The following is a 25,142-nucleotide window of genomic DNA, read 5'->3' as shown; positions in this document are numbered from 1 at the left end:
GGTCGCACACTCAATAGCATCGCCCGCATGTCGTCAAGCGTCCCGCGCAAACGAGTTCGCAAGTCCCCCGAGGCCCGGCGCGCCGAGATCGTCGACGCGGCCGCGGCCGTCGCCCTCACCGAGGGCCTGGAGTGCGTGACCCTGCGCCGGATCGCCGACGAGCTCGGCGTCCGGCCCGGACTCATCAGCCACTACTTCCCCTCCGCCGACACCCTCGTGGCGGAGGCCTTCGGCACCGCCGCCACCGGCGAGCTCGACGCCCTGCTGCCCGCCGACCGCCCCGACGGGACGCCCACGCAGTACCTCGCGCGCTACTTCGCGCTGTCCTCCGGCGAGGCGTACGACGACATCAGCCGGCTCTGGATCAACGCCCGCCACCTCAGCCGCTACCGCCCCGTGCTGCGCGAGCGCGTCCACGTGCAGGAGCTCGCCTCCGACGAACGCCTCGAAGGCCTCATCCGCGACGGCGTCGCCGCCGGCGAGTTCCGGACCGACGATCCCCACGTCACCGCGATCCAGATCCTCGTCGTCCTCGACGGACTCGGCGTCCACGCCAACGCCTCCCGCGAGAACCGTCCCGAGGCCGTCCTGCGGATGGCCGTCACCACCGCCGAACGCGAACTCGGCCTGCCGGCGGGCACCTTGACCCGCGAGGCGAACGCCCTGCCGCCGGCCCCGCCCACCACCTGAACCCGCCCGACCACACCCCGCAGGCCCCGCCCACCACCTGAACCCGCCCGACCGCACCCCGCCGTCCCGTTCTTCCAGGAGCCCCTGTGCGCGCCCGCCTCGTCCTCACCTCCGCCCGGCTGCTCGACCCCGGCGCCGGCTCCTTCCTGCCGCAGACCGCGCTCGCCGTGTCCGACGACGGACGGATCGCCGCGCTCGGCGACGACCGGGAGATCCGCGCGCTCGCGGACGCCCGGACCGAGGTCGTCGACCTCAAGGGCGCCGTGGTGACCAGCGGGCTCGTCGACGGCCACCTCCACCCGGTCACCGGCGCCGAACTCACCCACGGCCTCGACCTGTCGCACTGCGCCGGCCTCGCCGACGTCCGCGCGGCCCTCGCCGGAGCCGTACGCGAACTCGGGCGCGGCGACTGGCTGTTCGGCTGGGGCCTCGACCCGAACGTGTTCGGCGACGAGCCCGTCTCCGTCGCGCCCTTCGACACCGTCCTCGACGGCGTCCCCGCCTTCCTCCTCCTCTTCGACGCCCACTCCGCGCTCGCCAGCCGCCGCGCCCTCGAACTCGCCGGTGTCGACGGCCCGCGCACCTTCGACCAGGCCTCGGCGGAGATCGTGTGCGACGAGCAGGGCCGGCCCACCGGTCTGCTCCAGGAGGACGCCGCCTGCGAGCTGGTCGAGCGCGTCGCGCCGCGGCCCACCCACGCCGAACGGCGCGACCGCCTCGCCGCCGCGCTGCGCTCCATGGCCGCGGCCGGCCTGACCGGCGGCCACGTCATGGACGCCAACGGCGACAGCCTCGCCCTGCTCGCCGAACTCGACGAGGCCGGCCAACTCCCGCTCCGCCTCCGCGTCGCGCCCTGGTGCCAGCCGGGCACCGGCCCCGACGGCGTCCAGGCCCTCATCGCCCAGCAGAAGACCGGCGGCGCGCTGTGGAAGGTGGACGGCGTCAAGCTCTTCATGGACGGCACCATCGACAACGGCACGGCATGGCTGGAACGGCCCGACTGCCACGGCGAGTCCACGGCCGCCTTCTGGCCCGACCCGGCCGCCTACACCCGCGTCATCGGCGAACTGGCCCGCGCCGGCGTCCCCACCGCGACCCACGCCATCGGCGACGCGGCCGTGCGCCACGCGCTGGACGCGATCGAGCGGACCGGGACCTCCCTCCGGCACCGCGTCGAACACATCGAGACGGTCCCGGACGACACCCTGCACCGCTTCGCCGAACTGGGCGTCATCGCCTCCATGCAGCCCACCCACTGCTGCGACTTCACCCGCGCCGACCACACCGACAACTGGTCCCGCCGTCTCGGCGAGGAGCGCGCGGCCCGGGCCTGGCGCTGCCGCGACCTGTGGGACTCCGGCGCCACCGTGGTCCTCGGCTCCGACTGGCCGATCGCGCCCTTCCCGCCGCTCGGCGTCATGGCGGGCGCCCGCCACCGCCGCCCCACCCGCGACCTGACCCAGCCGCCGCACGCCCCGGAACAGGCCCTCACCGCGCTGGAGGCCCTGCGCGGCATGACCGTCAACGCGGCCTTCGCGGCGGCCGAGGAACACGAGGCCGGCCGCCTGACGGTCGGCCACCGCGCCGACCTCACCGTCCTCGCCTCCGACCCGCTGACCACCCCGGCCGAGGACCTCCCCCAGGTCCCGGTCGTCCTGACGACGGTGGACGGCCGCGTCACGCACCGCGGCACGGAGGTGTGAACGCCCGCGGGCACGCGCAGGCGAGCCGCGTCAGCCCGCCGGGCGGGCTCGCGTCAGGGACAGGAGGTCGCGGGCCGGGCCCGTGGGGCGGTGGCCCGTGGGCCATACCGCTCGCAGGTCCCGGCGGAGCAGGACGCCGGCCACCGGGACCGCGACCAGGCGGCGGGAGGCGAGTTCCTCGGCGACGGCGAGTTCGCTCAGGACGGCCGGGCCCGCGGCGCTGACGGCCGCCGCCTTCACCGCGGTCGTGGAGGCGAGCTCCAGGAGCGGCTGGGCGAGGCCGCCGTGCGCGGCGAGGGCCGCGTCGAGGACCTGCCGGGTGCCGGAGCCGCGCTCGCGCAGCACCAGCGGGGTGGCGGCCAGTTCGGCCGGGTCGAGGGCCTTGCGGCGGCGGGCCCACGGGTGCGAGGGAGCCGTCACGACGGCCAGCCGGTCGTGGGCGACCACCGCGCCCTCCAGGCCCTCCGGCACGGCGAGGCCCTCCACGAAGCCCAGGTCCGCCTCGCCGGCGAGCAGGCGCTCCGCGACCGCGGCCGAGTTCCCGGCCTGCAGGGACACGGCCGTGTCGGGCCGCTCGGCCCGCAGCGCGATGAGCCAGCCCGGCAGCAGGTACTCGGCGATCGTCATGGACGCCGCCACCCGCAGCCGCGAGTCCCGTCGTCCCCGCAGTGCCTGGACGCCCGCGTCGAAGGCCTCCGCCGCCTCGACGATCCGCCGCGCCCAGTCCGTGACCAGCGCTCCCGCGTCGGTGAGCCGCGACCCGCGCGGCGACCGGTCCACCAGGGCCACGCCCAGCTGCCGTTCCATCGAGCGGATGCGGCCGCTGGCGGCGGGCTGCGAGATGCCGACCTCGCGGGCGGCGCGGCCCAGGCTGCCGTGCCGGGCGACCGCGAGGAGCAGTTCGAGCGCGCCGAGGTCGGGTACCCGGTGGGACAAGTGGGGGGCGGTGTCACCCGGCTCGCTGGTCATAACGCCAGCTTATGACCTCATAGCCACGTTGTCCCTGGTGGGGGCCCTGATCACGCGAGACGGTGACCTCATGGCAACACTCGCACCTTCGCAGTCGGCCCGGTCCGTCCGCCTCGCCACCACCCCCGGCGCCCGGTGGACCTCCGTCCGTCACCTCGGCCCGAACTGGTACGCCTCCGTGATGGGCACCGCCATCCTCGCCAACGCCGGAGCCACCCTCCCGGTCGCCGTGCCCGGCCTGCGCACCGCCTGCGCCGCCGTCTGGGCGCTGTCCCTGGCGATGCTCCTGACGCTGCTCACCGCCCGCGCCCTGCACTGGACGCACCACCGCGACCGGGCCCGTGAGCACCTGCTCGACCCGGCGACGGCCCCGTTCTACGGCTGCCTGGCCATGGCGCTGCTCGCGGTCGGCGGCGGCGCGCTGATCGTCGGCCGGGACTGGATCGGGCTGCCGGCCGCCGTCGCCGTCGACACGGTCCTGTTCACCGCCGGCACCCTGACCGGCCTGCTGGCCGCCGTCGCCGTCCCGTACCTGATGGTGACCCGGCACCGGATCGACGAGGCCTCCCCGGTCTGGCTGCTTCCCGTCGTCGCTCCCATGGTCTCCGCCGCCCTCGGCCCTCTCCTGCTCCCCCACCTTCCGCAGGGCGAGCCCCGGCAGACCCTGCTGATCCTCTGTCACGCGATGTTCGGCGTGAGCCTCCTCGCCACGCTCGTCATGCTGCCGCTGGTGTTCGGACGTCTCGTCACCGGCGGCCCGCTGCCGCTCGCGCTCACCCCGGCCCTGTTCCTCGTCCTGGGCCCGCTGGGCCAGTCGACGACCGCCGCGAACAAGTTCGCCGACGCCGCGCAGGGCGTGCTTCCCGCCTCGTACGCCCACGGTTTCACCGCGTTCGCGGTGCTGTACGGCGTCCCGGTCATGGGTTTCGCCCTGCTGTGGCTGGCGCTCGCCGCGGCCCTGGTGCTGCGGGCCCGGCGCCGGGGCATGGGTTTCGCGATGACCTTCTGGGCCTTCACCTTCCCCGTCGGCACCTGTGTGACCGGGGCCGAGGGCCTGGCTCAGCACACCGGCCTCGCGCTGTTCCGCTGGCTGGCCGTCGGCCTGTACGTGCTGCTGGTCGCGGCCTGGCTGGTGGCGGCCGCCCACACCCTGCGCGGCCTGGTCAGCGGCGCGCTGCTCGCAGGGCCCGCGCCAGCGACCGCGGCGCCTCGGCCAGTGACGGCCCGTACCAGGTGAGGTGACGTCCGTCGACGAGCGCGGCGGGGGCCCCGGGGAACGCCTCGGGGCCGTCGTCGCGGGTGAAGCGGTAGGGCTCGTCGGGCAGCACGACGAGGTCGGGCCGGGCGGCGTTCAGCTCGTCGAGCGGGATCCGCGGATAGCGCTCGGCGTGGCCGGCGTACAGATTGCGCACGCCGAGCCGGGCGAGCAGGTCACCGGCGAAGGTGTCGCGGCCCAGGACCATCCAGGGCCGCCGCCACACCGGTACGACGGCGGTCACGGGCGGGCCGTCGGGCGTCACGTCCGCCCAGGCCGCCTCGGCCGCGTCCAGCCAGTCCGGCCGGCTGCGTACGCCGCACCCGGCGAGCACCCGGTCGAGTTCGGCGAAGGCCTGGTCGAGCGTACGGATCTCGGTGACGAGCACCTGGAGCCCGGCGGCCCGCAGGGCGTCGAGGTCGGGCTGCCGGTTCTCCTCCTCGTTGGCGATCACCAGATCGGGGCGGAGGGCCGCGATCGCGGCCGTGTCCGGGTTCTTGGTCCCGCCGATCCGTACGACGCCGGCGAGACCGGCCGGGTGCGTGCACCAGTCGGTGACGCCGGCCAGTGCGCCGGGCGCGGAGACGGCGATCGCCTCGGTCAGCGACGGGACCAGGGAGACGACCCTCATCCCTCGGCGGCCTCGATGTGGTCGGCGACGGACACGAAGACCAGCCGGGTGCCGGGCGCGGTGGCCCGCCACCGGTGCCGCACGCCGCCGGAGAGGTAGAGGGTGTCGCCGCGGTCGAGGCGGTAGGCGCGGCCTTCGGCCTCGACCTCGACGGCGCCGTCGGCGACGTACATCAACTCGTCGTTGCGGTGCAGGAATTCGCGTCCGGCGTCCTGCTCGCCGGTGAACTCGAGGGCCTGCAGCTGGTGCCGGCCGCGGACCAGCGGGCGTACGCCCGGAGGCATCTCCCACAGCTCCTCGTCGGCGCGCACGACGTCCACCGTGCGGGCGGCCTCGGCGGCGGCGAGCAGCTCGGCGGCGGTGGTCTCCAGGGCCCCGGCGACGAGCTGGAGCGAGCGGTCGCTCGGGCGGGCCCGCTCGTTCTCGACCTGGCTGAGGAAGGGCACGGACAGACCGCTGCGCTGGGCGACGACGGCCAGGGTGAGCTGGAGCGCCCGGCGGCGCCTCTTGACGGCCGCGCCCACGCGCAGCGACTCCTTGTCGTCCATGTCGGCCCCCTCCCTCGTGTCGCTCGGGTCTCGTACTGGTCGGTTAACTGAACCTTACGCAGCTTTGGGGCGGGGTTTCGCGTCGTGGCGAAAAGGGGTGGCCGCCGAACACGCTCGGCGACCACCCCTTTTCGGAGCGAATCGGATCTCTTGCAGAGCTGCTGCGAGATCTCCTGCGGATCCGCCGTGGATCCACCGCGGATTCGCTGCGGATCCGCTGCGGGGCGAGTCGCTCCGCGAGACCGGTCTACTGCGGGGCGAGCCGCTCCGCGACGCCCGGGTTGCGGTCGAGCCACGTCCGGACGGCCTGCTGCTCCTTGCCCTTGCCGGTCTCCTGGATGACGGCCTCCAGGCCGGTCAGCTCCTTCTCGCTGAGCTTGAAGTTCTTCAGCCAGGCGCCGACCTCGGGGTTGTCGGCGGCGAAGCCCTTGCGGGCGAGGGTGTGGACGCCGTCGCCCTTGCCCCAGCTGCCCTTCGGGTCCTTCAGCTTCTTCAGGTCGTAGGTGGAGTAGGCCCAGTGCGGCGACCAGAGGGTGACCGCGATCGGCTCCTTCTTGTCGTACGCGCGCTTGAGTTCGGCCAGCATGCCGGGCGTGGACCCGTCGACGACCTTGTACTCGCCCTCCAGGCCGTAGTCCTTGACGACCTTGTCCTTGAGGATGCCCATCATTCCGGCGCTCGGCTCGATGCCGACGATCCGGCCCTTGAACTGCCCGGCCTTGCCCTTGAGGTCGGCGAGGGTGTTCACGTCCTTCATGTACGAGGGGACGGTCAGCTCCAGGGAGGTGGGGCCGTACCAGGCGCCGAGGTCCTCCAGCTTGTTCTGGTACTTCTTCCAGTACTGGGCGTGGGTGACGGGCAGCCAGGAATCCGTCTGGAAGTCGATCTGGCCGCCGGCCAGACCGGTGTAGAGCGCGCCGGCCTCCAGCTGCTTGGTGTCGACCTCGTAGCCGTGGCGCTCCAGGAGCTCCTTCCAGAGGAAGGTGGAGGCGATGCCCTCGTCCCACGGGATGTAGCCGAGGCTGATCTTCTTGCCGTGGCCGGTGTTCGCGCCGCCGGCCGCGGTGGACGACGAGCCGCCGGCGCCGCCGAGGAAGCCCACGCCGCCCGCGACGAGCGCGAGGACGACGACGCCGACGAGGGCGGTGACGGGCTGCGGGCGGTGGGCCCACAGCTTGGCCCCGGCCCGGGCGGCGCTCGCGGCGCGCGCCTTCGCGGCGGCACGGCGGCCGAGCGGCGAGACCTGACGCCCCAGGGCGCCGGTCATCCGGTCGAGGTACATGGCCATGATGACGATGGAGATGCCGGCCTCGAAGCCGAGGCCGATGTCGACGTTGCCGATGGCGCGGTAGACCGCGCCGCCGAGCCCGCCGCCGCCGACCATGCCGGCGATGACGACCATGGACAGGCCCAGCATGATCACCTGGTTGACGCCCGCCATGATCGTGGGAAGGGCGAGCGGTAGCTGGACGCGCAGCAGGGTGTTGCGCGGCGTGGTGCCGAAGGCCTCGGCGGCCTCGACGAGCTCGCCGTCGACCTGGCGGATGCCGAGTTCGGTCATGCGCACGCCGGGCGGCAGGGCGAAGACGATGGTGGCGATGATGCCGGGCACCACGCCGACGCCGAAGAAGATGATGCCGGGGATGAGGTAGACCATCGCCGGCATGGTCTGCATGAAGTCCAGGACCGGGCGCAGCACGGCGCTGACGGTCTTGGAGCGGGCCGCCCAGATGCCGAGCGGTACGGCGATCACCAGGGTGACCAGGGTGGCGACGAGCACGAGCGACAGGGTCGCCATGGCGTCGTCCCACAGCTCGATCGAGTCGACGAGGGCGAAGCCCGCGAAGGCGAGGACACCGGCGCTGAGGCCGCGCAGCCACCAGGCGACGACGGCCAGGATGCCGGCGAAGAGGAGCGGCTGGGGCGCGGACAGGACGGCGTCGATGCCGTCGTAGAGGCCGGTGACGACGGTCGTGACGGCGTCGAAGAGCCAGGAGAGCTGGGCCTGGAGCCAGTCGACGGTGCTGTCGACCCACTGGCCGAGGGGAAGCCTAGGCACGGCTGGTCACCTCCTTCGCGTCGGTGTCGTGGTCGGTGTCGTGGTCGCCGACGGCGCGGGCGGCGGGAATCGCCGGGGCGGCCGGGGCGGTGGTCGGAGCGGTCGAGGCGGCGGCCGGGGCGGGGGCCGCGAGCGCGCCGGGGACGCCGGGGACGCCGGTGGCGTCGTTGGCGTCGGCGCCGAGGTCGATGTCCGCGTCGAGGCCGCCCATGACGCCGAGGAGGCGGTCCTGGGCGACGACGCCGAGGACCGTGCCGTCGGCGTTCTCGACGGCCACCGGGTGCAGCGAGCGCGCCGAGACGGCGCACAGCTCGGCCAGCGGGGTCTCGGGAGCGACCGGCTCGCAGCCGCAGCCCGGCGGGCAGTCGCCGGCGGCGACGGTGCCGTCGGTCATCACGGCGGCGGCCGTGAGCACCCGGGTGCGGTCGACGTCCTGGATGAAGGAGGCCACGTAGTCGTTGGCGGGGCGCACCAGGATGTCCTCGGCGGTGCCGAGCTGGACGATCCGGCCGTCGCGCATGACGGCGATGCGGTCACCGAGACGCATGGCCTCGTTCAGGTCGTGCGTGATGAAGACGATGGTCTTCTTCAGCTTCTGCTGGAGCACGAGCAGCTGGTCCTGCATGTCGCGCCGGATCAGCGGGTCGAGCGCGCTGAAGGACTCGTCCATGAGGAGCAGGTCGGCGTCGGTGGCGAGCGCGCGGGCGAGGCCGACGCGCTGCTGCATGCCGCCGGAGAGCTCGTCCGGCCAGGACTTCTCCCAGCCGGCGAGGCCGCACAGCTCCAGGGCCTCGGCGGCCCGCTTCTCGCGCTCGGCGCGCCCGACGCCCTGGACCTCGAGGCCGTAGGCGGCGTTCTCGAGGACGCTGCGGTGCGGGAAGAGCGCGAAGTGCTGGAACACCATGCTGATCTTCTTCGACCGGACGTCGCGCAGCTCGCGGGGAGAGAGCGCGGTCAGGTCCCGGCCGTCGAAGAGGACACGGCCCGCGGTGGGGGTGAGCAGACCGTTGAGCATGCGCAGGAGGGTCGACTTGCCCGAGCCCGACAGACCCATGACGACGAAGATCTGACCGGGGTCGACGGCGAAGGACGCGTCGATCACGGCCGCCGTCGTGCCCTCGGCGCGCAAGGCGTCGCGGTCGGCACGGTCGTCGGCGAGTTTGCGGACTGCTTCGTCGGGTCGTCTGCCGAACACCTTGTACAGGTGGTCGGCCTGGAGCCTGGACACATACACCTCACGGGTAGCAACGAAAACGGCCCGCCACCCCCGCAGCCGGGCCGTGGAGCGGGGCGGGATCTGCCCGCTGCGCCCGTCGCGTACGGATTCTTTATGTTGAATCGCGTACCGGGTCCGCTCCGGGCACGCGCCTGCCCGGGGGGTTTCAGTGCAAACGCAAAGGTGACGGGGGTCACGCGGGGTGGGTCTCGGGGCGGGCGTCGGCGTCGGGCTTCGGCGTCGGGCCGGGGGCACCGGCATTCGGTGTCGGCGTCGGCGTAGGCGTCGGGCTGGGGCCCCGGCATTCGGTGGCGGTGTCGGTGGGGTGCGGCATGATCGGGGTGTGACGCGACGCCTGATGCTCCTCGACACCGCCAGCCTGTACTTCCGCGCGTACTTCGGCGTGCCCGACTCGGTCCGGGCGCCGGACGGGACGCCGGTGAACGCGGTGCGCGGGCTCCTCGACTTCATCGGCCGGCTGGTCCAGGACCACCGCCCGGACGATCTGGTGGCCTGCTGGGACGACGACTGGCGCCCGCAGTGGCGGGTGGACCTGATCCCTTCGTACAAGGCGCACCGGGTCGCCGTGGAGACCGCGACGGGCCCGGACGTGGAGGAGGTCCCGGACACGCTGACGCCGCAGGTGCCGATGATCGTGGACGTCCTGGACGCGCTGGGCATCGCGCGGGTCGGCGCGGCGGGCTTCGAGGCGGACGACGTGATCGGCACGCTGACCGAGCGGGCGGCCGGGCCGGTGGACATCGTCACCGGCGACCGGGACCTCTTCCAGCTGGTGGACGACGGGCGCGGGGTGCGGGTGCTGTATCCGCGCAAGGGCGTGGGCGACTGCGACCTGGTGGACGAGAAGCTGATCCTCGCGAAGTACGGCGTGCGGGCGGACCAGTACGCGGACATGGCGGCACTGCGCGGGGACACCAGCGACGGGCTGCCGGGCGTGAAGGGCATCGGCGAGAAGACGGCGGCGCAGCTGATCACGGAGTACGGCGACCTGGCCGGCGTGCGGGCGGCGGCGGTCGACCGGACGTCGCGGCTGACGCCGGCGAAGCGCAAGGGCATCGTGGAGGCCGCGCCCTATCTGGACGTGGCGCCGACGGTGGTGCGGGTGGCGCGTGACGTGCCGCTGCCGGAGTTCTCGGCGGCGCTGCCGAAGGGGCCGCGCGACCCGGAGGCGCTCGCGCGCCTGGTGGAGCGGTGGGGCCTGGGCGGGGCGGTCGGGCGGCTGCTCCCGGTCCTGGAGCGTTGAGGGCGGCCACCGCGCGGCCGGGCCGGTGCGAGGTTACCCGTGCTAACTTAGGCATGCCTAAGTTTTTATGACCGGAAACGGGATCGGGGAGACCGCACGTGGCAGAACAGCCCGCACGCAAGGCGCCGAAGGCCCACGAGGCACAGGTGGTGCGCACCGAGCGGATCACCCCGCACATGGTGCGTCTGGTGCTCGGCGGACCCGGCCTTGACGCCTTCACCGTCGGCGAGTACACCGACCACTACGTGAAGCTGCTCTTCGCGCCGGAGGGCGTGAGCTATCCGGAGCCGTTCGACATGGAGCGGATCCGCGCCGAGTTCCCGCGCGAGCAGTGGCCGACGACCCGGACGTACACGGTACGGGCCTGGGACCCGGTGCAGCGCGAGCTGACCGTGGACTTCGTGGTCCACGGCGACGAGGGCCTGGCCGGCCCGTGGGCGGCGCGGGCGCAGGCGGGCGACACGGTGCGCTTCCTCGGTCCCGGCGGCGGTTACGCCCCGGACGAGGCCGCCGACTGGCACCTGCTGGTCGGCGACGAGAGTGCCCTGCCGGCGGTGGCGGCGGCCCTGGAGCGGCTGCCGGAGGGCGCGACGGTGCACGCCTTCCTGGAGGTGCCGGACGCGTCCGAGGAGCAGAAGTTCGCGACCGCGGCGGGTGTGGAGGTCACCTGGCTGCACCGCGGCGCGCGCCCGGTCGGCGAGGCCCTGGTCGCCGCCGTCCGCTCGCTCGACTTCCCGCCCGGCGACGTGCACGCCTTCGTCCACGGCGAGGCCGGCTTCGTCAAGGACCTGCGCCGCCATCTCCGCCTGGACCGCGAGATCCCGCGCGAGCGGCTCTCGATCTCGGGTTACTGGCGCCTCGGCAAGACGGACGAGGCCTGGCGCGCGATCAAGCGCGAGTGGAACGAGCAGGTGGAACGGGAACAGGAGAACTGACCCGCACCACCCGATAACCGCCCGAGGGGGCGGGAGCCACCGGCTCCCGCCCCCTCGCGGCGTGTGCGACGGCGTCGCGGAGGGGCGCTCGGCGGCGCCGGCCGGGTCAGTCGTCGGTGCCGTAGAGGCGGCGGGAGGCCTCGACGTGGGCCAGGCGTCGGAGGGCGGCGAAGAGGGCGTCGCCGAGGACGGTGCCGACGACCACGCTCTCGACGAGTTCCTCGCGGACGACGTTGCGGGAGACGTAGTCGAGGTCCGTCCGGGCCACCTGCTCGGCGGCGTCGGCGTAGTCGTCCAGGACCTCGGCGAAGGAGCCGTGGCCGACGCTGTCGAGGGCCGCGAGGGCGGCGGCGAGGGCCTCGGCGGCCGGGGAGGCGGGGTCCGCGGTCCAGCCGCGGCGCTCGACCAGTTCGGCGACCGTCTCGCGGGCGGCGGCGAGGCCGTCGCCCGCTTCGTCGCCGGCGCCCTCGTAACGCGGCACGACCCGGTCGGCCGCGGCGCCGAGCACCTTGTGCAGCGGTGCGTCGACGTCCTCGACGGCCTCGATGACGGCGCGGACGCCGGCGACGGACAGTCCGCCGACGTCGAGCAGGGCGCGGACGAGGCGGAGCCGCCGCACGTGCGCCTCGTCGTACGAGGCCTGGTTCGGGCTGGTCAACTGCCCGGCGGGGAGCAGCCCTTCCCGTACGTAGTACTTGATCGTCGGCACGGACACGCCGGTCCTGCGACTCAACTCTCCGATACGCACGTGCTGTTCACCTTTCCGGTCACGCTCCGGCCTTGCCGACCGACCCTCCCATCATAGATAGTGGCACTATCAGATAGCGGCAAGTGCCACTATCCATTCCTTCGGGGGGTTCGCCATGTCCTCGGCACCACAGCTCCGCACGATCCCGCTCCGCACGATCCAGCCCCGCACGCTCCAGCTCCGCACGATCCAGCCCCGCACGCTCCAGCTCCGCACGCTCCACCGGCCGCTGCTCTGGTTCACCGCCGCGATGGCGGCCCTCGCGCTGGTCTCCGCCGGCGGCCTGGTCCTCGACGACCGGGTCCTTCTCGGCGCGCCGATCTGGGCCAAGCCCTTCAAGTTCTCGCTGTCCTTCATCGCGTACGCGCTGACGCTCGCCTGGATGCTCGCGCTCCTGCCCGGGGCCCGCGCCCGCCGGGTCGGATGGTGGGCCGGCACCGTACTCACCGCCGCCAGCACCGTCGAGATGGTGCTGATCACCGGACAGGTGGTCCGCGGCACGCGGAGCCACTTCAACACCGCGACGCCCTTCGACGCGGCCGTCTTCCAGGCCATGGGCATCACCGTCGTGGTCCTCTGGCTGGCCGCGCTCGTCATCGCCGTCCTGCTGCTGCGCGCCCGGATCCTGGACCGCGCCACCGCCTGGGCCGTACGGCTCTCCTCGTTCATCGCCCTGGCCGGCGCGGCGATCGGCTTCGTCATGGTCCGCCCGACTCCGGAGCAGCTCGCGCAGGACAAGCCGACGGCCGTCGGCGCCCACGCCGTCGGTGTCGCCGACGGCGGTCCCGGCCTGCCGCTCATGGGCTGGTCCACCACCGGCGGCGACCTGCGCGTCGCCCACTTCTTCGGCATGCACGCGCTCCAGCTGATCCCGCTGGTGCTGCTCCTGCTGTCCGCCCTGGCCCCGCGCTTCGCCCGGCTGGCCGACGAGCGGATCCGGCTCCGCGTGGTGCTGGTCGCCTCCGCCGCGTACGCCGCGACGTTCGTCCTCGTCACCTGGCAGGCCCTGCGCGGCCAGCCGTTCCTCTCCCCCGACGGCCTCACGCTCGCCGCGGCCGGCACCGTCGCCGTCGCCACCCTCGCGGGCGCCGTCCTGTCCCTGCGCCCCGCCCGACAGGAGCTCCCCGCATGACCGGCGTCCTCTTCGAACTGTCCTTCCTCCTCGCGGCGCCGGTCTGGCTCCTGATGATCTTCGCGCCCGGCCGGCGCGTCACGGACCGGGTCGCCGCCTCACCCCTGACCGTCCTGCCGATCCTCGCCGTCTACCTGCTCCTCGCCGCACCGGTCCTGCCCGAACTCTGGACCGCGGTCAGCAGCCCGGACCTCGACAGCTTCCGCGCCCTCACCGCCCTTCCGGACGGCGCCGCCGCGATCTGGGCCCAGGTCATCGCCTGGGACCTCCTCCTGGGCCAGTGGATGTACCGCGAGGCCCGCCGCCTCTCCCTCTCCCCCTTCCTGATGGGCCCGCTCCTCCTCTTCACGATCCTGCTCTCCCCGCTCGCCCTCCTCCTCTTCCTCCCGATCCGCGCGTCCCGCTCCCCGAAGCACCGGCCCGCCACCCGCCGCACGTCCTAGGCTGCCCGGATGAGACGTCGGTTCACGATCGCGCGCACGATGACGGGACCGAGCCGGGACCGGGCGGTCGGCGCCGTGTGGGGCTCGGCCGTCGGCGACGCGCTCGGGGCGCCGTTCGAGTTCGGACCGCCGGGTGGTTTCCGGGAGCGGTTCCCGGACGGCGCCGGGGAGATGTGCGGAGGTGGCGGCTTGGATCCCGGCGAGGCCACCGACGACACGCAGATGGCCGTTCTCGTCGGGGAATCGCTGCTCGAACGCGGCGGGCTCGACCTGCCGGACGTGTTCGCCCGCTTCCGGCGCTGGGCCGCGGCCGAGCCCAAGGACATCGGGCTGCAGACCGAGGCCGTGCTGCTCGGCGGCGACCCCTGGGACACCGCCGCCGCCCTGCACTTCCAGGTCAACGGCCGTGCCGCGGGCAACGGCTCGCTGATGCGCGCCGCCACCGCCGCCGTGCACTTCGCCGCCGCGGGCCGCGCGGCCACCATGGCCGCGGGGCGGCGGATCGCCGCCCTCACCCACGGAGATCCCGCCGCCTGGGAGGGCACGGCGGTGCTCCACGAGCTGGTGCGCGTGGCGCTGCTGGGCGAGGATCCCGTCGCGGCCGTGCCCGGCGTCCTCGGCCATGTCGACGAACGCCACCGGGAACGGTGGGCGACCGTCCTGGACCCGGGCTGGCGGCCGGAGGACGCCACCGAGTTCAACGGCGCCGTCTGGCCCTGCCTCGGCTCCGCGCTCTGGGCACTGCGCACCACCTCCTCGTTCGAGAGTGCCCTCGCCGGCGCGATCGACCTGGGCGGCGACACCGACACCGTCGCCGCCGTGACCGGCATGCTCGCGGGCGCCGTCCACGGCCCGGACGCCATCCCGGTCCGCTGGACGGCCGCCCTCCACGTCCCTCTGCCCGGCTTCGGCAGCCGGGTCCTGCGCGCCCCCGAGCTCCGCGACCTCGCGCTGTCCTTGGCCCGCTGACGGCGCGGCCGCGCCGTGGCCGTTCCGCTAGCGTGCTCGGACCGTCGCCAGGACGTCCCGGTCCGGCTGGAGCGTGAGGCCGGGGACCGGGCGGATCTCGGACGGGTCGAGGTCGAGGCGGAAGCGGCGGGCCAGGACGGCCAGGATGAGGACGGCCTCGACCATCGCGAAGCGGGTGCCCAGGCACACCCGGGGGCCGCCGCCGAAGGGATACCAGGCGTACTCCGGTATCTCCTCGGCCTCGCCCGCCCCGCCTTCCGCCGTGATCCACCGCTCCGGGCGGAACTCCAGCGGGTCCCGGTACCAGCGGCCGTCCCGGTGGGTGGCCCACTGGCTGCTCCAGACCCGGGTGCCCGGCGGGACCGGGACGCCGCCGAGCACGGCGCCCTCCTTGGCTGTGCCCGTGAGCAGCCAGATGGTCGGATAGAGCCGCAGGGTCTCCTTCACCACCGCCTGGGCGTAGATGAGTGAGGCGTAGTCGTCGAAACCGGGCTCGCGCCCGTCGAGGACCCGGTCGAGCTCGGCGCCCAGCGCCTCGTACGCGCGCGGGTTGCGGGAGAGGAGATACCAGGCCCAGACGAGGGTGGAGCTGGTGGTCTCGTGCCCGCCGATGTAGAGGGTGACGGTCTCGTCGCGGATCTCGCGGTCGGACAGGTGCGCGCCGGTCTCGTCCTGGGCGGCGAGGAGCCGGCTGAGCAGATCGGGCCGCTCGCCGTCGCCGTCGCGGTGGCGGGCGACGACTCGGGCGACCTCGGCGTCGATGACGGCGGTGGCGCGCTTGATCCGGGCCCGGCCCGGAGTCGGGACCCAGTCGGGCAGTATCGCGCCGATGCCGCTGAACTCGGCGCCTATCTCCTGCTGGGCGACGTCCATGGCCCGGCCGATGGCCTCGGCGTCGGCGGCGGTGTCGACGCCGAAGATGGTGCGGACGGCGATGAGTTGGGTGAGGGCCGCCATCTCCCGCTTGATGTCGACGCGTTGGCCGTCGGTCCAGCGCTCGGCGAGGTCGACGGCGCACGCGGCCATGGTGGCGGCGTAGGACTTGACCTGCCGCGGCCGGACGGAGGGCTGCACGAGGGAGCGCTTGCGTCGCCAGTCCGCTCCCTTGGCGACCACCACGCCGTCGCCGAGTAGGGTGCGGAAGGCGATGCCGAGGTCGGGCTGGTCGAAGGTCCGCTCGACCTCGGTGAGGAGTTCACCCACGGTCTCGGGGTGGGCGATGAACAGGGCGGGCGTGCGGCCGAAGCGCCAGCGGACGAAGTCCCCGCGCTCACGCAGCCGTTCGAAGAAGGCGAGCGGGTCCTTGCCGAACTCCGGCAGGTTGCCCAGCACGGGGACGCCGCGCGGTCCCGGTACGGTCTTCCGCCCGTCCGCCGTCGGCTTCGCGCCGACGGCGGACGGACCGGCTTGCGTGGTCAAGTGTGCTTCCCTCCAGCGGAGTTGCCCCAGGCTCTCGTGCTTGTGTACGAGTCCATGGAAGCGGAAGGAAGCGACGCTCCGCCACCCCTGTGGAAAACGCCCTGTGGAAAACGGTCAGCCCCTTCGCGGGCCGTCCGTCCGCCCACCGCGAGCCGCCCGCCGTCCGCCGACCGCGGCTCGGCCGTCGGCCCACCGAGCCGCAGCCGCCCGCAGTCCGCCGTCAGGCGCCAGCCGTCAGGCGCCAGCCGTCAGCCGTCAGCCGTCAGCCGTCAGCCGACCGAGCTGTAGGCGACCACGCCCCTCAGCAGGCCGTCCACGGCCTTGCGCGCGTTCTTCGCGACCGTGCTGTTCTCCCTGGGCGCGGCGGCCGCGATCTGGCCGAGGACGTCGATGACCTGCTTGCACCAGCGGACGAAGTCGCCGGCGGGCATCTCGGCCTCGCGCAGCACCTCGTCGAGCCCCTTGTCGGAGGCCCACTGATAGGCGGCCCAGGCGAAGCCGAGATCCGGCTCGCGCTGTCCGACGCCCTCCGTCTGGTGGAGCTTGAACTCCTCCTCCAGCGCGTCGAGCCGGCCCCAGATCCGCACCATCTCGCCGAGCGCGGCCTTCGCCTTGCCGGTCGGCAGCTTCGGTGCGACGGCGTCGTCGGCCTGCCGGGCCTCGAAGACCAGGGCCGAGACGCAGGCGGCCAGCTCGGCCGGGTTCAGGCCCTCCCAGACGCCCTCGCGCAGGCACTCGCTCGCCAGCAGGTCGAGTTCGCCGTAGAGCCGGGCGAGCCGCTTGCCGTCGTCGGTCACCTCGTCGTCGCGCAGATAGTCGAGCTCGGTCAGGAGCGCGACGATCCGGTCGAAGGTGCGGGCGATGGTGTTGGTGCGGCCCTCGATGCGCCGTTCCAGCTGCTTGGTGTCGCGCTGCAGCCGGTGGTAGCGCTCGGCCCAGCGGGCGTGGTCCTCGCGCTCGTCGCAGCCGTGGCAGGGATGGGCGCGGATCTCGGTGCGCAGCCGGGCGATCTCGCGGTCGTCGGCGGCGGCGGAACGCTGCCGGCGGTGCCGCTCCGGGTTGATGTGCCCGGCCTTGCTGCGCAGCGCCGAGGCGAGGTCGCGGCGGGACTGCGGCGACCGCGGGTTGAAGGACCGCGGGATCCGCATCCGCTCCAGCGCTTCGACCGGGACCGGGAAGTCGATCGAGGCGAGGCGCTTGACCTGCCGCTCGGCGGTGAGCACGAGGGGCCGCGGCCCGTCGTGGTGCTCGAAGCCGCGGTGGCCGTTGGTGCGGCCGGCCGGCACGCCCGGGTCGAGCACGAGGGCGAGTCCGGCGAACTTGCCGGTCGGCACGTGGATGACGTCGCCGGGCTTGAGCCGCTCCAGGGAGGCGGCGGCCTGGGCCCGGCGCTGGGCGGCGCCCTGCCGGGCCAGCTCGGTCTCGCGGTCCTTGAGGTCGCGGCGCAGCCGCGCGTACTCCTCGAAGTCGCCGAGGTGGCAGGTCATGCCCTCCCGGTAGCCCTGGAGACCCTCCTCGTTCTTCTGGACCTGGCGGGAGATCCCGACGACCGAGCGGTCGGCCTGGAACTGGGCGAACGAGGTCTCCAGGAGCTCGCGCGAGCGGTGCCGGCCGAACTGGTCGACGAGGTTGACCGCCATGTTGTACGAGGGCTTGAAGCTGGAGCGCAGCGGATACGTACGGGTGCCGGCGAGACCGGCGAGGTGACCGGGGTCCATGCCGCGCTGCCACAGGACGACGGCGTGGCCCTCGACGTCGATGCCGCGGCGGCCGGCCCGGCCGGTGAGCTGGGTGTACTCGCCGGGGGTGATGTCGGCGTGCTGCTCGCCGTTCCACTTGACGAGCTTCTCCAGGACCACGGAGCGGGCCGGCATGTTGATGCCGAGCGCCAGGGTCTCGGTGGCGAAGACGGCCTTGACGAGGCCGCGGACGAAGAGCTCCTCGACGACCTCCTTGAAGGTGGGGAGCATGCCCGCGTGGTGGGCGGCGATGCCCCGCTCCAGTGCTTCGAGCCACTCGTAGTAGCCGAGGACGTGGAGGTCCTCGGACGGGATGCTGGCGGTGCGCTCCTCGACGATCTCGCGGACGCGCCGGCGTCCCTCCTCGTCGTTGAGCCGCAGGCCCGCGTAGAGGCACTGCTGGACGGCGGACTCGCAGCCGGCCCGGCTGAAGATGAAGGTGATGGCGGGCAGCAGGCCCTCGGCGTCGAGCCGCTCGATGACCTCGGGCCGGCCCGGCGTCCAGATGCGGGAGCGGGCGCGGCGCTCGCGCTCGCGGTCGGCCTCGCGGACCATCTTGCCGCGCCGCCGGTCGCGCGGGTTGTACGTGCGCGAGTTCTCGGTGCGGGCGAGGCGCAGCAGGTCGGGGTTGACCTCGCGGCGGGAGGCGCCGCGGCCGCCGTGGTCGGTCTCCTCCTCGAAGAGGTCGTACATCCGGCGGCCGGCCAGGACGTGCTGCCACAGCGGCACGGGCCGGCTCTCGGAGACGATGACCTCGGTGTCGCCGCGGACGGTGTCGAGCCAGTCGCCGAACTCCTCGGCGTTCGACACGGTCGCGGAGAGCGACACCAGCGTCACGGATTCGGGGAGGTGGATGATCACTTCCTCCCAGACGGCGCCGCGGAAGCGGTCGGAGAGGTAGTGCACCTCGTCCATGACCACGTAGCCGAGGCCGGAGAGCGCCTGGGACCCCGCGTACAGCATGTTGCGGAGGACCTCGGTGGTCATGACGACGACGGGCGCGTCGCCGTTGACGCTGTTGTCTCCGGTGAGCAGGCCGACCTTGTCGTGGCCGTAGCGCCGGACGAGGTCGGCGTACTTCTGGTTGGAGAGTGCCTTGATCGGCGTGGTGTAGAAGCACTTGCGGCCCTGGAGCAGGGCGAGATGCACGGCGAACTCGCCGACGATGGTCTTGCCGGAGCCTGTGGGCGCGGCGACGAGCACGCCCTTGCCCGCTTCGAGGGCCTGGCAGGCCTCGATCTGGAAGGGGTCCAGACCGAACTCGTACATCTCGCGGAACGGGGCCAGCGCGGTGGCCTGCTCCGCGTTGCGGGCGCGGGCAGCGGCGTACGCTTCGGCTGGTGTGAGGTCCTCTGTCATCTTGTTGTCGAGCCTACCCGCCCCCTCTGACAGTGACGCGATCTTTATCGGGGCACTGTGGGAACGGCGGCGCGGCGGGCGCGGGCGGGCGCCCTGGCAGGCGCGGGAGGCCCGGGAGGCTCAGGAGGCCCGGGAGGCGCGAAGACGGCGCGTCCCGCCCCGGGACTGGAGCCCGGGGGCGGGAGGCGACGGGCTCAGGTGATGTCGTCGTAGCCGTTCAGGCGGTGCGACCTCGCACCGTCCGGCTCTCCGGCGGCCTGCTCGGGCAGGGCGCGGGCGGCGCCGACGGTCTCGGCCTCCTCGACGGCCTCGGGCGTGAGGTCGAGCTGCGACGCCTCGTCGTCGGCGAGCTCGGCGTCGGGGTTGTTGCGCCGGCGCCGCTTGTCGTTGAGCAGCGAGAAGCCGACGGCCGCCAGGTAGAGGACGGTGATCGGCCCGGCCAGGGCGAGCATGCCGACGGGGTCGGTGGTCGGGGTGATGACGGCGCCGAAGACGAAGACGCCCATGATCACGCCACGCCACCAGCGGGCCATCCGCCGGCCGCTGAGGACGCCGGTGAGGTTCAGCATCACCAGGACGAGCGGCAGCTCGAAGGCGAGGCCGAAGACGAGCACCATGCGCAGGGTGAAGTCGAGGACGTCGGCCAGCGAGAGGATGTTGGCCGAGCCCTCCGGCGTGAGGCTGATGAGCACCTTCACGCTGACGGGGAGGATCAGGTACGCGAGGTAGGCGCCGGCCGCGAAGAGCGGGACCGCGGCGCCGACGAAGGCGTACGTGTACTTCTTCTCGTGCTTGTGCAGACCGGGCGCGACGAAGGCCCAGAGCTGGTACAGCCAGACGGGGCTCGCGACGACGAGACCGGCCGTCAGGGAGAGCTGGATGGTCGTGCTGAACGGCGCCATCAGCGTGTTGAAGGCCACGATCGCGCAGTTGCCGCCGTTGCTGGCGACGTGCTCGGAGCACGTGGGCACCGACTTCGTGAGGAACTGCATGAGCTCCTCGCTGTACACGAGGGCCACGACGGTGACCGCCGCGATGGCCAGCAGGCCCTTCGCGAGGCGGTTGCGAAGTTCACGCAGGTGCTCCACGAGGGGCATCCGGCCCTCGGGATCCTTGTCCTGCTTGCGGGCAGACTTGAGCAACCCACGTCCTCATCTCGTGCGGCGACCGCCGCCCTGTGCGGCGGCCGCGGCGGACCGGGTCAGCGCTTGGTGGTGTCGGTGGGCTCGGTCACCGGACGCGAGCTGGTCACGTCGCCGGGAGCGGCCTGGATGGTGCGCGGCGCGGCCTGGTCCTGGGCGCCGGGAGCGGGCGGGTCGGCCGGGGCGCTCTGCTGGTCGTCGGACTTCATCGCCTTGGCCTCGCTCTTGAGGATGCGGGCGGACTTGCCCAGGGAACGCGCCATGTCCGGGAGCTTCTTGGCGCCGAACAGCAGGATGATCACGACGAGGATCAGAATGATCTCGGTGGGGCCGAGCCTACCCATAGCTGTTTACCTTCTTCACCGAGGCGACATTGGAGTGCGTGCCCGGCGGGTCGGACACCCGTCCGGCCACCGCGCTGCAAGCGATCGTAACCCGCAGGAGTAAACGGGCGGCAATGGCCGTGCATACGCGCGATTGCGTCGGGCACGCGCGCGCGGCGGGCGCCGCACGCCGCGCGCGCCGTGAATTCAGCGCAGCGTCTCGCCGGTTCGCGCGAGATCGGTGGCGGCCCGCTCCAGCTCCTCGGCGGCCTCCTGGATCCGGCGTGTGGTGTGGGCCACTTGACGGCCCAGGCGCCGGGTCTCCAGGGAGACCTTGATACCGAGGACGCCGAGGACGGCGATGCCGAGGAAGCCGAGGGCGACGGCGAGCATGGGCCAGAACATGTGCCGAGCCTAGACGCTGACGGGAGGGCCGGCGTCAGGCGGTGGTGTGCAGGCGCAGGGTGCGCACGCCGCCGCCGGTGAGGAGCTCGACGATCCGCTCTCCGGCCGGCTTGCGGACGGCGCTGCCGCACTCGGGGCAGGTGAAGGAGTAGAAGGTGGTGCGGCGGCTCGCGCCGATGGCGAGCCGCAGGGCGCCCGCGGTGAGTTCGAAGCGGGCGCGGCAGTCGGGGCAGGCGGCCTTGAAGTGGACCGGGGCGACGGGCGCCGCAAGATCGGGCATCACGGACATTTCCCTCAACTCTCCCCACTGCGCTACGGGTACGACGCGTACACCTCTCACGGGAAACAGCGTCCGGTCTCCCCGGAACGTCACGTTCCCCTCTGTTGCCCGGACCGCCGCCCGGACCGCTGCCGCCCGGCTCTCGCCGAAGCCGGCACTCTCGCTCGGCACCGTCGCTCGGCGCCGTCGATCGGCACCTCCGCTCGGTCGCCGCTCGGCGCCGTCGCTCAGCCGTCGTACGCGGCGAGCGCCGCCGTCGCGGCCTGCCGCGCGCTGTCCGCGAGGTCCTGCGGGGCCACGATCCGCCCGTCGCTGCCGAGCCGGAGCGCGAGCCTCCGGAGCGAGGCGGGCGCCGGCGTCCTCAGGGTGATCCGCAGGCCGCCGTCCGGCAGCTCCTCGGCCCGGTCGTGCGGGTAGTACTCGGCGACCCAGCGGCCGCCGGGCCCGACCTCCACCACGACCTCCGGGTCCTCGGCGGACGGCTGGACCAGGCCCTCCGAGAGATCCCGCAGCTCGACCTCCGGCGGCGCCGCCGGATCCTCGAGGATCCGGATCTCGGCGACCCGGTCGAGCCGGAAGGTGCGGCGCGCCTCGGACAGCCGGCACCACGCCTCCATGTAGGTGTGGCCGACGGCGAAGAGCCGGATCGGGTCCACCTCGCGCTCGGTGAGCTCGTCGCGCGCGGGCGAGTAGTAGCGCAGCCACAGCCGCCGGCGCTCCGAGATCGCCCGGTCGACCTCGGCGAAGACGCCACCCTCGGACTCGAAGGTCACCGACAGGCGGGAGCTGGCGCCGGCCGCCTCGCCGGCCGCCGCCTCCAGCTTGGCGGTCGCGCGCAGCAGCGCCTCGCGGTCGCTCTCGCGCAGGCCGGGCAGGGTCGCGACGGCCCGCGCCGCGACGAGCAGCGCGGTCGCCTCGTCGGCGGCGAGCCGCAGCGGCGCCGCGACGTCGTCCGGGTTGTGCCACCAGATCCGGTCGCCGTCGGTGTCGATGTCGAGCAGATCGCCGCCACGGAAGCTGGTACCGCACATCGGCAGCACGTCGAGGTCCGAGATCAGCTCGTCCTCGGTGATCCCGAAGGCGCGGGCGACGTCGGCGACGTGCGCGCCGGGACGCTCGCGGAGATAGGTGACGAGGGACAGCATGCGCCTCGTCTGGTCGATGGCGTTCGCGGCCATGGTCGTTCCTCTCCCCCTCAGCCCTTGGCCACGGCGCGCAGCCGGTCCACCACGTCGGCCCGCAGGTCCGCGGGCTCCAGGACGACCACGTCGGGCCCGAACTCCACGAGCCAGGCATCGAGGCCGTGCCCGTACGGAATCTCCAGCTCGTCCCAGCCGTCCGCGCCCTCGGCCACGGACTGCGCGCGGGCGCGCAGCGGATAGCCGCAGCCGGCCCGCAGCCGGATCCGGGCGGAGCGGGTGGCGGTCTCGCCGGCCCAGCTCTCGACCGTCTCGCGGACGGTGACGACGTCGGGCACGGGCGCGGTGAAGGCGCCGGCCCGGGAGCGGACCTTGCCGGTGATACGGGACAGGCGGAAGACCCGCTCGGCGCCCCGGTCCCGGTCCCAGCCCGCCAGGTACCAGTGGCCGCGCCAGCACTCCAGGGTCCACGGCTCGACGTGCCGGGTCTCGGGGCGGGCGGCGGTGGCCTTGCGGTAGTCGAAGACGACCGGCCGGCGGTCGCGGCAGGCCAGCATGAGCGGCTCGAAGGCGGCCTCGTGGACCGGGATGCGCGGCTCCAGGGCGCTGGCCTGGGAGTCGTACGTGTCCTCCGCCTCCGGCATGCCGGCGGCGCGCAGCTTCTGCAGGGCGCCGCTGGCGGCACCGGCGAGCCGGGCCTGCTGCCAGACCTTGGCGGCCAGGCCGAGCGCGGCGGCCTCCTCGGCGTCGAGGGTGATGGCCGGCAGACGGTTGGAGTCGCGGCGGGCCAGGTAGCCGGTCTCGCCGTCCAGGTTCTCGACGGTCTCGATGACCAGGCCGAGCTCGCGCAGATCGTCCTTGTCGCGCTCGAACATCCGGTTGAAGGCGTCCTCGCCGGTCGCCTCGAGGTAGGCCTCGATCGAGCCGCGGAGCTCCCGCTTGCTCAGCGGACGGCGGGTTCCGAGCAGGCACAGCGCAAGATTCATCAGCCGCTCGGCCTTGGCAATCGCCATCGACGCCCCGCACCCTCTTCTGCCGGATCGAAATTCTTGAGACGTCCGACCGTACCGCCCCGGGGTGTCCGGACAAAAGCCGGACCGGAACGGGGCCGGGAGCGGACGGTGACCGGTCGCCGTCCCGGCCGGGAGCGCGGTCGCCGTGCCGGTCGGGAACGCGGTCGCGGTCCCGACCGCGAGCGCGGTCGCGGGCCAGGCGGTCCCCGTCGAAGGCCGAGGGCCCCCGCCGTCGTGGCGGGGGCCCTCGGAAGCGACCTGGAGGTCAGGTCAGCGCTTGGCGACGTCCACGAGGTCGCAGACGAAGATCAGCGTCTCGCCGGGGCCGATCTTGGCGCCGGCGCCCCGCTCGCCGTAGGCGAGGGCCGCCGGGATGACCAGCTGGCGGCGACCGCCGACCTTCATGCCCTGGACACCCCTGTCCCAGCCCTGGATGACCATGCCGACACCGAGCTGGAACTCCAGCGGCTCGCCACGGTTCCAGGAGGCGTCGAACTCCTCGCCGGAGCTGAAGGACACACCCACGTAGTGGACCCTGACGACGTCGCCGGCCTCGGCCGTCGGGCCGTCGCCCTCCCAGATGTCCTTGATCTCCAGGTCGGCCGGCGGCTCGCCGCCCGGGAAGTCGACCTCGGGCTTCTCGATGCTGCTCACTGCAGTGTGCTCCTCATACCGATGAACCGCGCGGTCGAAGATCCGCGCGACCCGGACAGTCTTACACCTTCGCCAGGATGTCGACGGCGAAGACCAGCGTGGAGTTCTTCGGGATGCCCTGCTGCTCCTGGTCGCCGAAGGCCTCCGACGGCGGGGCGACGATCAGGATCCGGCTGCCGACCTTCTTGCCGGCGATGCCGTTCTTGAGGCCCTTCAGGGTCAGCTGGCTCAGCGGGAAGTTGGTCGGCTTGCCCGCGGTGTAGGTCGAGTCGAAGACCTTGCCGTCCTTCCACAGGGCGGCGACGAAGTGCACGACGACCGTGTCGGTGTCCTTGACGACCTCGCCCTTGGACTCCAGGACGTAGTTGGAGACCAGCTTGGTGGGCGGGTTCACCTTCGGGACGGTCAGCGAGGGGGCCTTGCCGTCGGTGTTGGTCCCGACCTTCGGCAGGTCCTTGTTGTCCTGGGCGACCTCGGTGCCGCTCGCGGACTTCGGGATGGTGACGGCCTTCAGGATGTCGACGACGAACACGAGGGTCGCGTTCGCCTTGATGTCGCCCTGGGCCTGTGCCCCGTAACCGAGCGCCGGCGGGATGCCGATCTCGATGCGGCTGCCGACCTTCTGGCCCTCGAGACCCTTCTCCCAGCCCTGGATGACCTTGCCCTCGCCGAGGGTCACGGAGAAGGGCTGCTTGCGGTCGAAGCTGTTGTCGAAGGGAGTCGTCTCGTCCCACTCCTGACCGAGGTAGTTGACCGAGAGCACGTCGCCCTTCTTGGTCACCTCACCCTTGCCCTCGCTGATCACATTGACCTTGAGCGAGGTGACCGGGTCGCCCACGCCCTTGGAGAGGGTCGGCTTCTCCCCGAACTTCTCGCCGGCGGTGATGGCGGGGAGCCCGTTCTTCATGGAACCGGAATCGGAGCCCTTGTCGTCGCTGCCGCAGGCCGCTGTGGTGAGCAGCAGCAGCGGAACGACGAGCAGGCCGGCAAGTCGGCGCACTAGTTCCTCAGATCTCAGACGGCACGGTAGTTGTCCGGACACTCTAGGGGACCGGTCTGTGATGCCGTCGGCCCCGCACGTGAAACGTGCGGGGCCGAGGCTGAGCA

24 protein-coding genes are annotated in these 25,142 nt (G+C 73.1%); 8 read left to right on the top strand and 16 right to left on the bottom strand.

Features of this window, described 5'->3' with window-relative positions; translation table 11 throughout:
• The first annotated feature begins 27 nt into the window (after window positions 1-27).
• Both ACIGO8_RS19575 and ACIGO8_RS19570 read left to right on the top strand, forming a co-directional pair.
• Window positions 28-690: a TetR/AcrR family transcriptional regulator gene (locus ACIGO8_RS19575; RefSeq protein WP_399731837.1), complete on the top strand. Its 663-nt coding sequence runs from the start codon at window positions 28-30 to the stop codon at window positions 688-690.
• Window positions 691-776: 86 nt separating this feature from the next.
• Window positions 777-2,393: an amidohydrolase gene (locus ACIGO8_RS19570; RefSeq protein WP_399731834.1), complete on the top strand. Its 1,617-nt coding sequence runs from the start codon at window positions 777-779 to the stop codon at window positions 2,391-2,393.
• 30 nt (window positions 2,394-2,423) lie between these two features.
• On the opposite strand, the gene ACIGO8_RS19565 is transcribed toward ACIGO8_RS19570, so the two are convergent.
• Entirely contained in the window at window positions 2,424-3,362 is a 939-nt protein-coding gene (locus tag ACIGO8_RS19565; protein ID WP_399731832.1) for a LysR family transcriptional regulator, read from the bottom strand.
• Window positions 3,363-3,432: 70 nt separating this feature from the next.
• Here ACIGO8_RS19565 and ACIGO8_RS19560 point away from each other — a divergent pair, with 70 nt between their 5' ends.
• Window positions 3,433-4,599: a TDT family transporter gene (locus tag ACIGO8_RS19560; RefSeq protein WP_399731829.1), complete on the top strand. Its 1,167-nt coding sequence runs from the start codon at window positions 3,433-3,435 to the stop codon at window positions 4,597-4,599.
• Here the strand turns inward: ACIGO8_RS19560 and ACIGO8_RS19555 are convergent.
• From ACIGO8_RS19555 to ACIGO8_RS19540, 4 genes are all read right to left on the bottom strand, one after another.
• Complete coding sequence (locus ACIGO8_RS19555; protein ID WP_399731826.1) at window positions 4,526-5,248, bottom strand: helical backbone metal receptor; 723 nt, start codon at window positions 5,246-5,248, stop codon at window positions 4,526-4,528. The two genes, ACIGO8_RS19560 and ACIGO8_RS19555, sit on opposite strands and share 74 nt — an antisense overlap.
• On the bottom strand, window positions 5,245-5,796 hold the full coding sequence (locus ACIGO8_RS19550) for a helix-turn-helix domain-containing protein (protein WP_399731823.1): 552 nt from the start codon (window positions 5,794-5,796) through the stop codon (window positions 5,245-5,247). The genes ACIGO8_RS19555 and ACIGO8_RS19550 overlap by 4 nt, the downstream gene beginning before the upstream one ends.
• Before the next feature lie 247 nt (window positions 5,797-6,043).
• Window positions 6,044-7,855, bottom strand: a complete 1,812-nt coding sequence (locus ACIGO8_RS19545) for an ABC transporter permease/substrate binding protein (RefSeq protein WP_399731820.1) — start codon at window positions 7,853-7,855, stop codon at window positions 6,044-6,046.
• Window positions 7,848-9,083, bottom strand: coding sequence for a glycine betaine/L-proline ABC transporter ATP-binding protein (locus tag ACIGO8_RS19540; RefSeq protein WP_399731813.1), 1,236 nt, complete (start codon window positions 9,081-9,083; stop codon window positions 7,848-7,850). Before ACIGO8_RS19540 ends, ACIGO8_RS19545 begins: the two co-directional genes overlap by 8 nt.
• Window positions 9,084-9,429: 346 nt before the next feature.
• On the opposite strand from ACIGO8_RS19540, the gene ACIGO8_RS19535 reads away from it, so the two are divergent.
• Both ACIGO8_RS19535 and ACIGO8_RS19530 read left to right on the top strand, forming a co-directional pair.
• Window positions 9,430-10,335, top strand: coding sequence for a 5'-3' exonuclease H3TH domain-containing protein (locus tag ACIGO8_RS19535; protein ID WP_399732430.1), 906 nt, complete (start codon window positions 9,430-9,432; stop codon window positions 10,333-10,335).
• 98 nt (window positions 10,336-10,433) lie between these two features.
• Entirely contained in the window at window positions 10,434-11,270 is an 837-nt protein-coding gene (locus tag ACIGO8_RS19530; RefSeq protein ID WP_399731810.1) for a siderophore-interacting protein, read from the top strand.
• Between the two features lie 106 nt (window positions 11,271-11,376).
• On the opposite strand, the gene ACIGO8_RS19525 is transcribed toward ACIGO8_RS19530, so the two are convergent.
• Window positions 11,377-11,979 carry a MerR family transcriptional regulator gene (locus ACIGO8_RS19525; RefSeq protein ID WP_399731808.1) on the bottom strand — a complete coding sequence of 201 codons (603 nt, stop codon included), beginning with the start codon at window positions 11,977-11,979 and terminating at the stop codon, window positions 11,377-11,379.
• Between the two features lie 289 nt (window positions 11,980-12,268).
• On the opposite strand from ACIGO8_RS19525, the gene ACIGO8_RS19520 reads away from it, so the two are divergent.
• Genes ACIGO8_RS19520 through ACIGO8_RS19510 form a run of 3 tightly spaced genes read left to right on the top strand, consistent with a single transcriptional unit; the run spans window position 12,269 to window position 14,562 of the window.
• The gene (locus ACIGO8_RS19520; protein ID WP_399732427.1) at window positions 12,269-13,150 is read left to right on the top strand and encodes a hypothetical protein; all 882 of its coding nucleotides are present in this window, start codon (window positions 12,269-12,271) and stop codon (window positions 13,148-13,150) included.
• Window positions 13,147-13,593, top strand: a complete 447-nt coding sequence (locus ACIGO8_RS19515) for an ABA4-like family protein (protein WP_399731806.1) — start codon at window positions 13,147-13,149, stop codon at window positions 13,591-13,593. Before ACIGO8_RS19520 ends, ACIGO8_RS19515 begins: the two co-directional genes overlap by 4 nt.
• A 9-nt stretch (window positions 13,594-13,602) precedes the next feature.
• The gene (locus tag ACIGO8_RS19510) at window positions 13,603-14,562 is read left to right on the top strand and encodes an ADP-ribosylglycohydrolase family protein (RefSeq protein WP_399731804.1); all 960 of its coding nucleotides are present in this window, start codon (window positions 13,603-13,605) and stop codon (window positions 14,560-14,562) included.
• Between the two features lie 27 nt (window positions 14,563-14,589).
• Here ACIGO8_RS19510 and ACIGO8_RS19505 read toward each other — a convergent pair whose 3' ends face one another.
• From ACIGO8_RS19505 to ACIGO8_RS19460, 10 genes are all read right to left on the bottom strand, one after another.
• Window positions 14,590-15,981, bottom strand: a complete 1,392-nt coding sequence (locus ACIGO8_RS19505; protein ID WP_399731801.1) for a cytochrome P450 — start codon at window positions 15,979-15,981, stop codon at window positions 14,590-14,592.
• A 269-nt stretch (window positions 15,982-16,250) separates the two neighbouring features.
• A complete protein-coding gene (locus tag ACIGO8_RS19500) occupies window positions 16,251-19,079 on the bottom strand; it encodes a DEAD/DEAH box helicase (RefSeq protein ID WP_399731799.1) in 2,829 nt (942 codons plus the stop codon).
• Between the two features lie 194 nt (window positions 19,080-19,273).
• Complete coding sequence (tatC, locus tag ACIGO8_RS19495) at window positions 19,274-20,176, bottom strand: twin-arginine translocase subunit TatC (protein ID WP_399732424.1); 903 nt, start codon at window positions 20,174-20,176, stop codon at window positions 19,274-19,276.
• A gap of 104 nt (window positions 20,177-20,280) precedes the next feature.
• Window positions 20,281-20,565 (bottom strand): Sec-independent protein translocase subunit TatA, encoded by a 285-nt coding sequence (gene tatA, locus ACIGO8_RS19490; RefSeq protein WP_399731796.1) that lies wholly within the window; start codon window positions 20,563-20,565, stop codon window positions 20,281-20,283.
• A gap of 186 nt (window positions 20,566-20,751) precedes the next feature.
• Complete coding sequence (locus ACIGO8_RS19485; protein ID WP_399731793.1) at window positions 20,752-20,949, bottom strand: hypothetical protein; 198 nt, start codon at window positions 20,947-20,949, stop codon at window positions 20,752-20,754.
• Between the two features lie 34 nt (window positions 20,950-20,983).
• Entirely contained in the window at window positions 20,984-21,229 is a 246-nt protein-coding gene (locus tag ACIGO8_RS19480; protein ID WP_399731791.1) for a hypothetical protein, read from the bottom strand.
• 227 nt (window positions 21,230-21,456) lie between these two features.
• The gene (locus ACIGO8_RS19475; RefSeq protein ID WP_399731788.1) at window positions 21,457-22,407 is read right to left on the bottom strand and encodes a helix-turn-helix transcriptional regulator; all 951 of its coding nucleotides are present in this window, start codon (window positions 22,405-22,407) and stop codon (window positions 21,457-21,459) included.
• 17 nt (window positions 22,408-22,424) lie between these two features.
• Window positions 22,425-23,381, bottom strand: coding sequence for a helix-turn-helix transcriptional regulator (locus ACIGO8_RS19470; protein WP_399731786.1), 957 nt, complete (start codon window positions 23,379-23,381; stop codon window positions 22,425-22,427).
• A gap of 270 nt (window positions 23,382-23,651) precedes the next feature.
• Window positions 23,652-24,035, bottom strand: a complete 384-nt coding sequence (locus ACIGO8_RS19465; RefSeq protein ID WP_399731783.1) for an FKBP-type peptidyl-prolyl cis-trans isomerase — start codon at window positions 24,033-24,035, stop codon at window positions 23,652-23,654.
• 61 nt (window positions 24,036-24,096) lie between these two features.
• A complete protein-coding gene (locus ACIGO8_RS19460; protein WP_399731780.1) occupies window positions 24,097-25,035 on the bottom strand; it encodes an FKBP-type peptidyl-prolyl cis-trans isomerase in 939 nt (312 codons plus the stop codon).
• Between the last annotated feature and the right edge of the window lie 107 nt (window positions 25,036-25,142).

It is taken from the genome of Streptomyces sp. NPDC053493 (assembly GCF_044544825.1).
Classification (GTDB): Bacteria; Actinomycetota; Actinomycetes; order Streptomycetales; family Streptomycetaceae; genus Streptomyces.
This window is presented reverse-complemented; position numbering and strand designations above follow the sequence as displayed.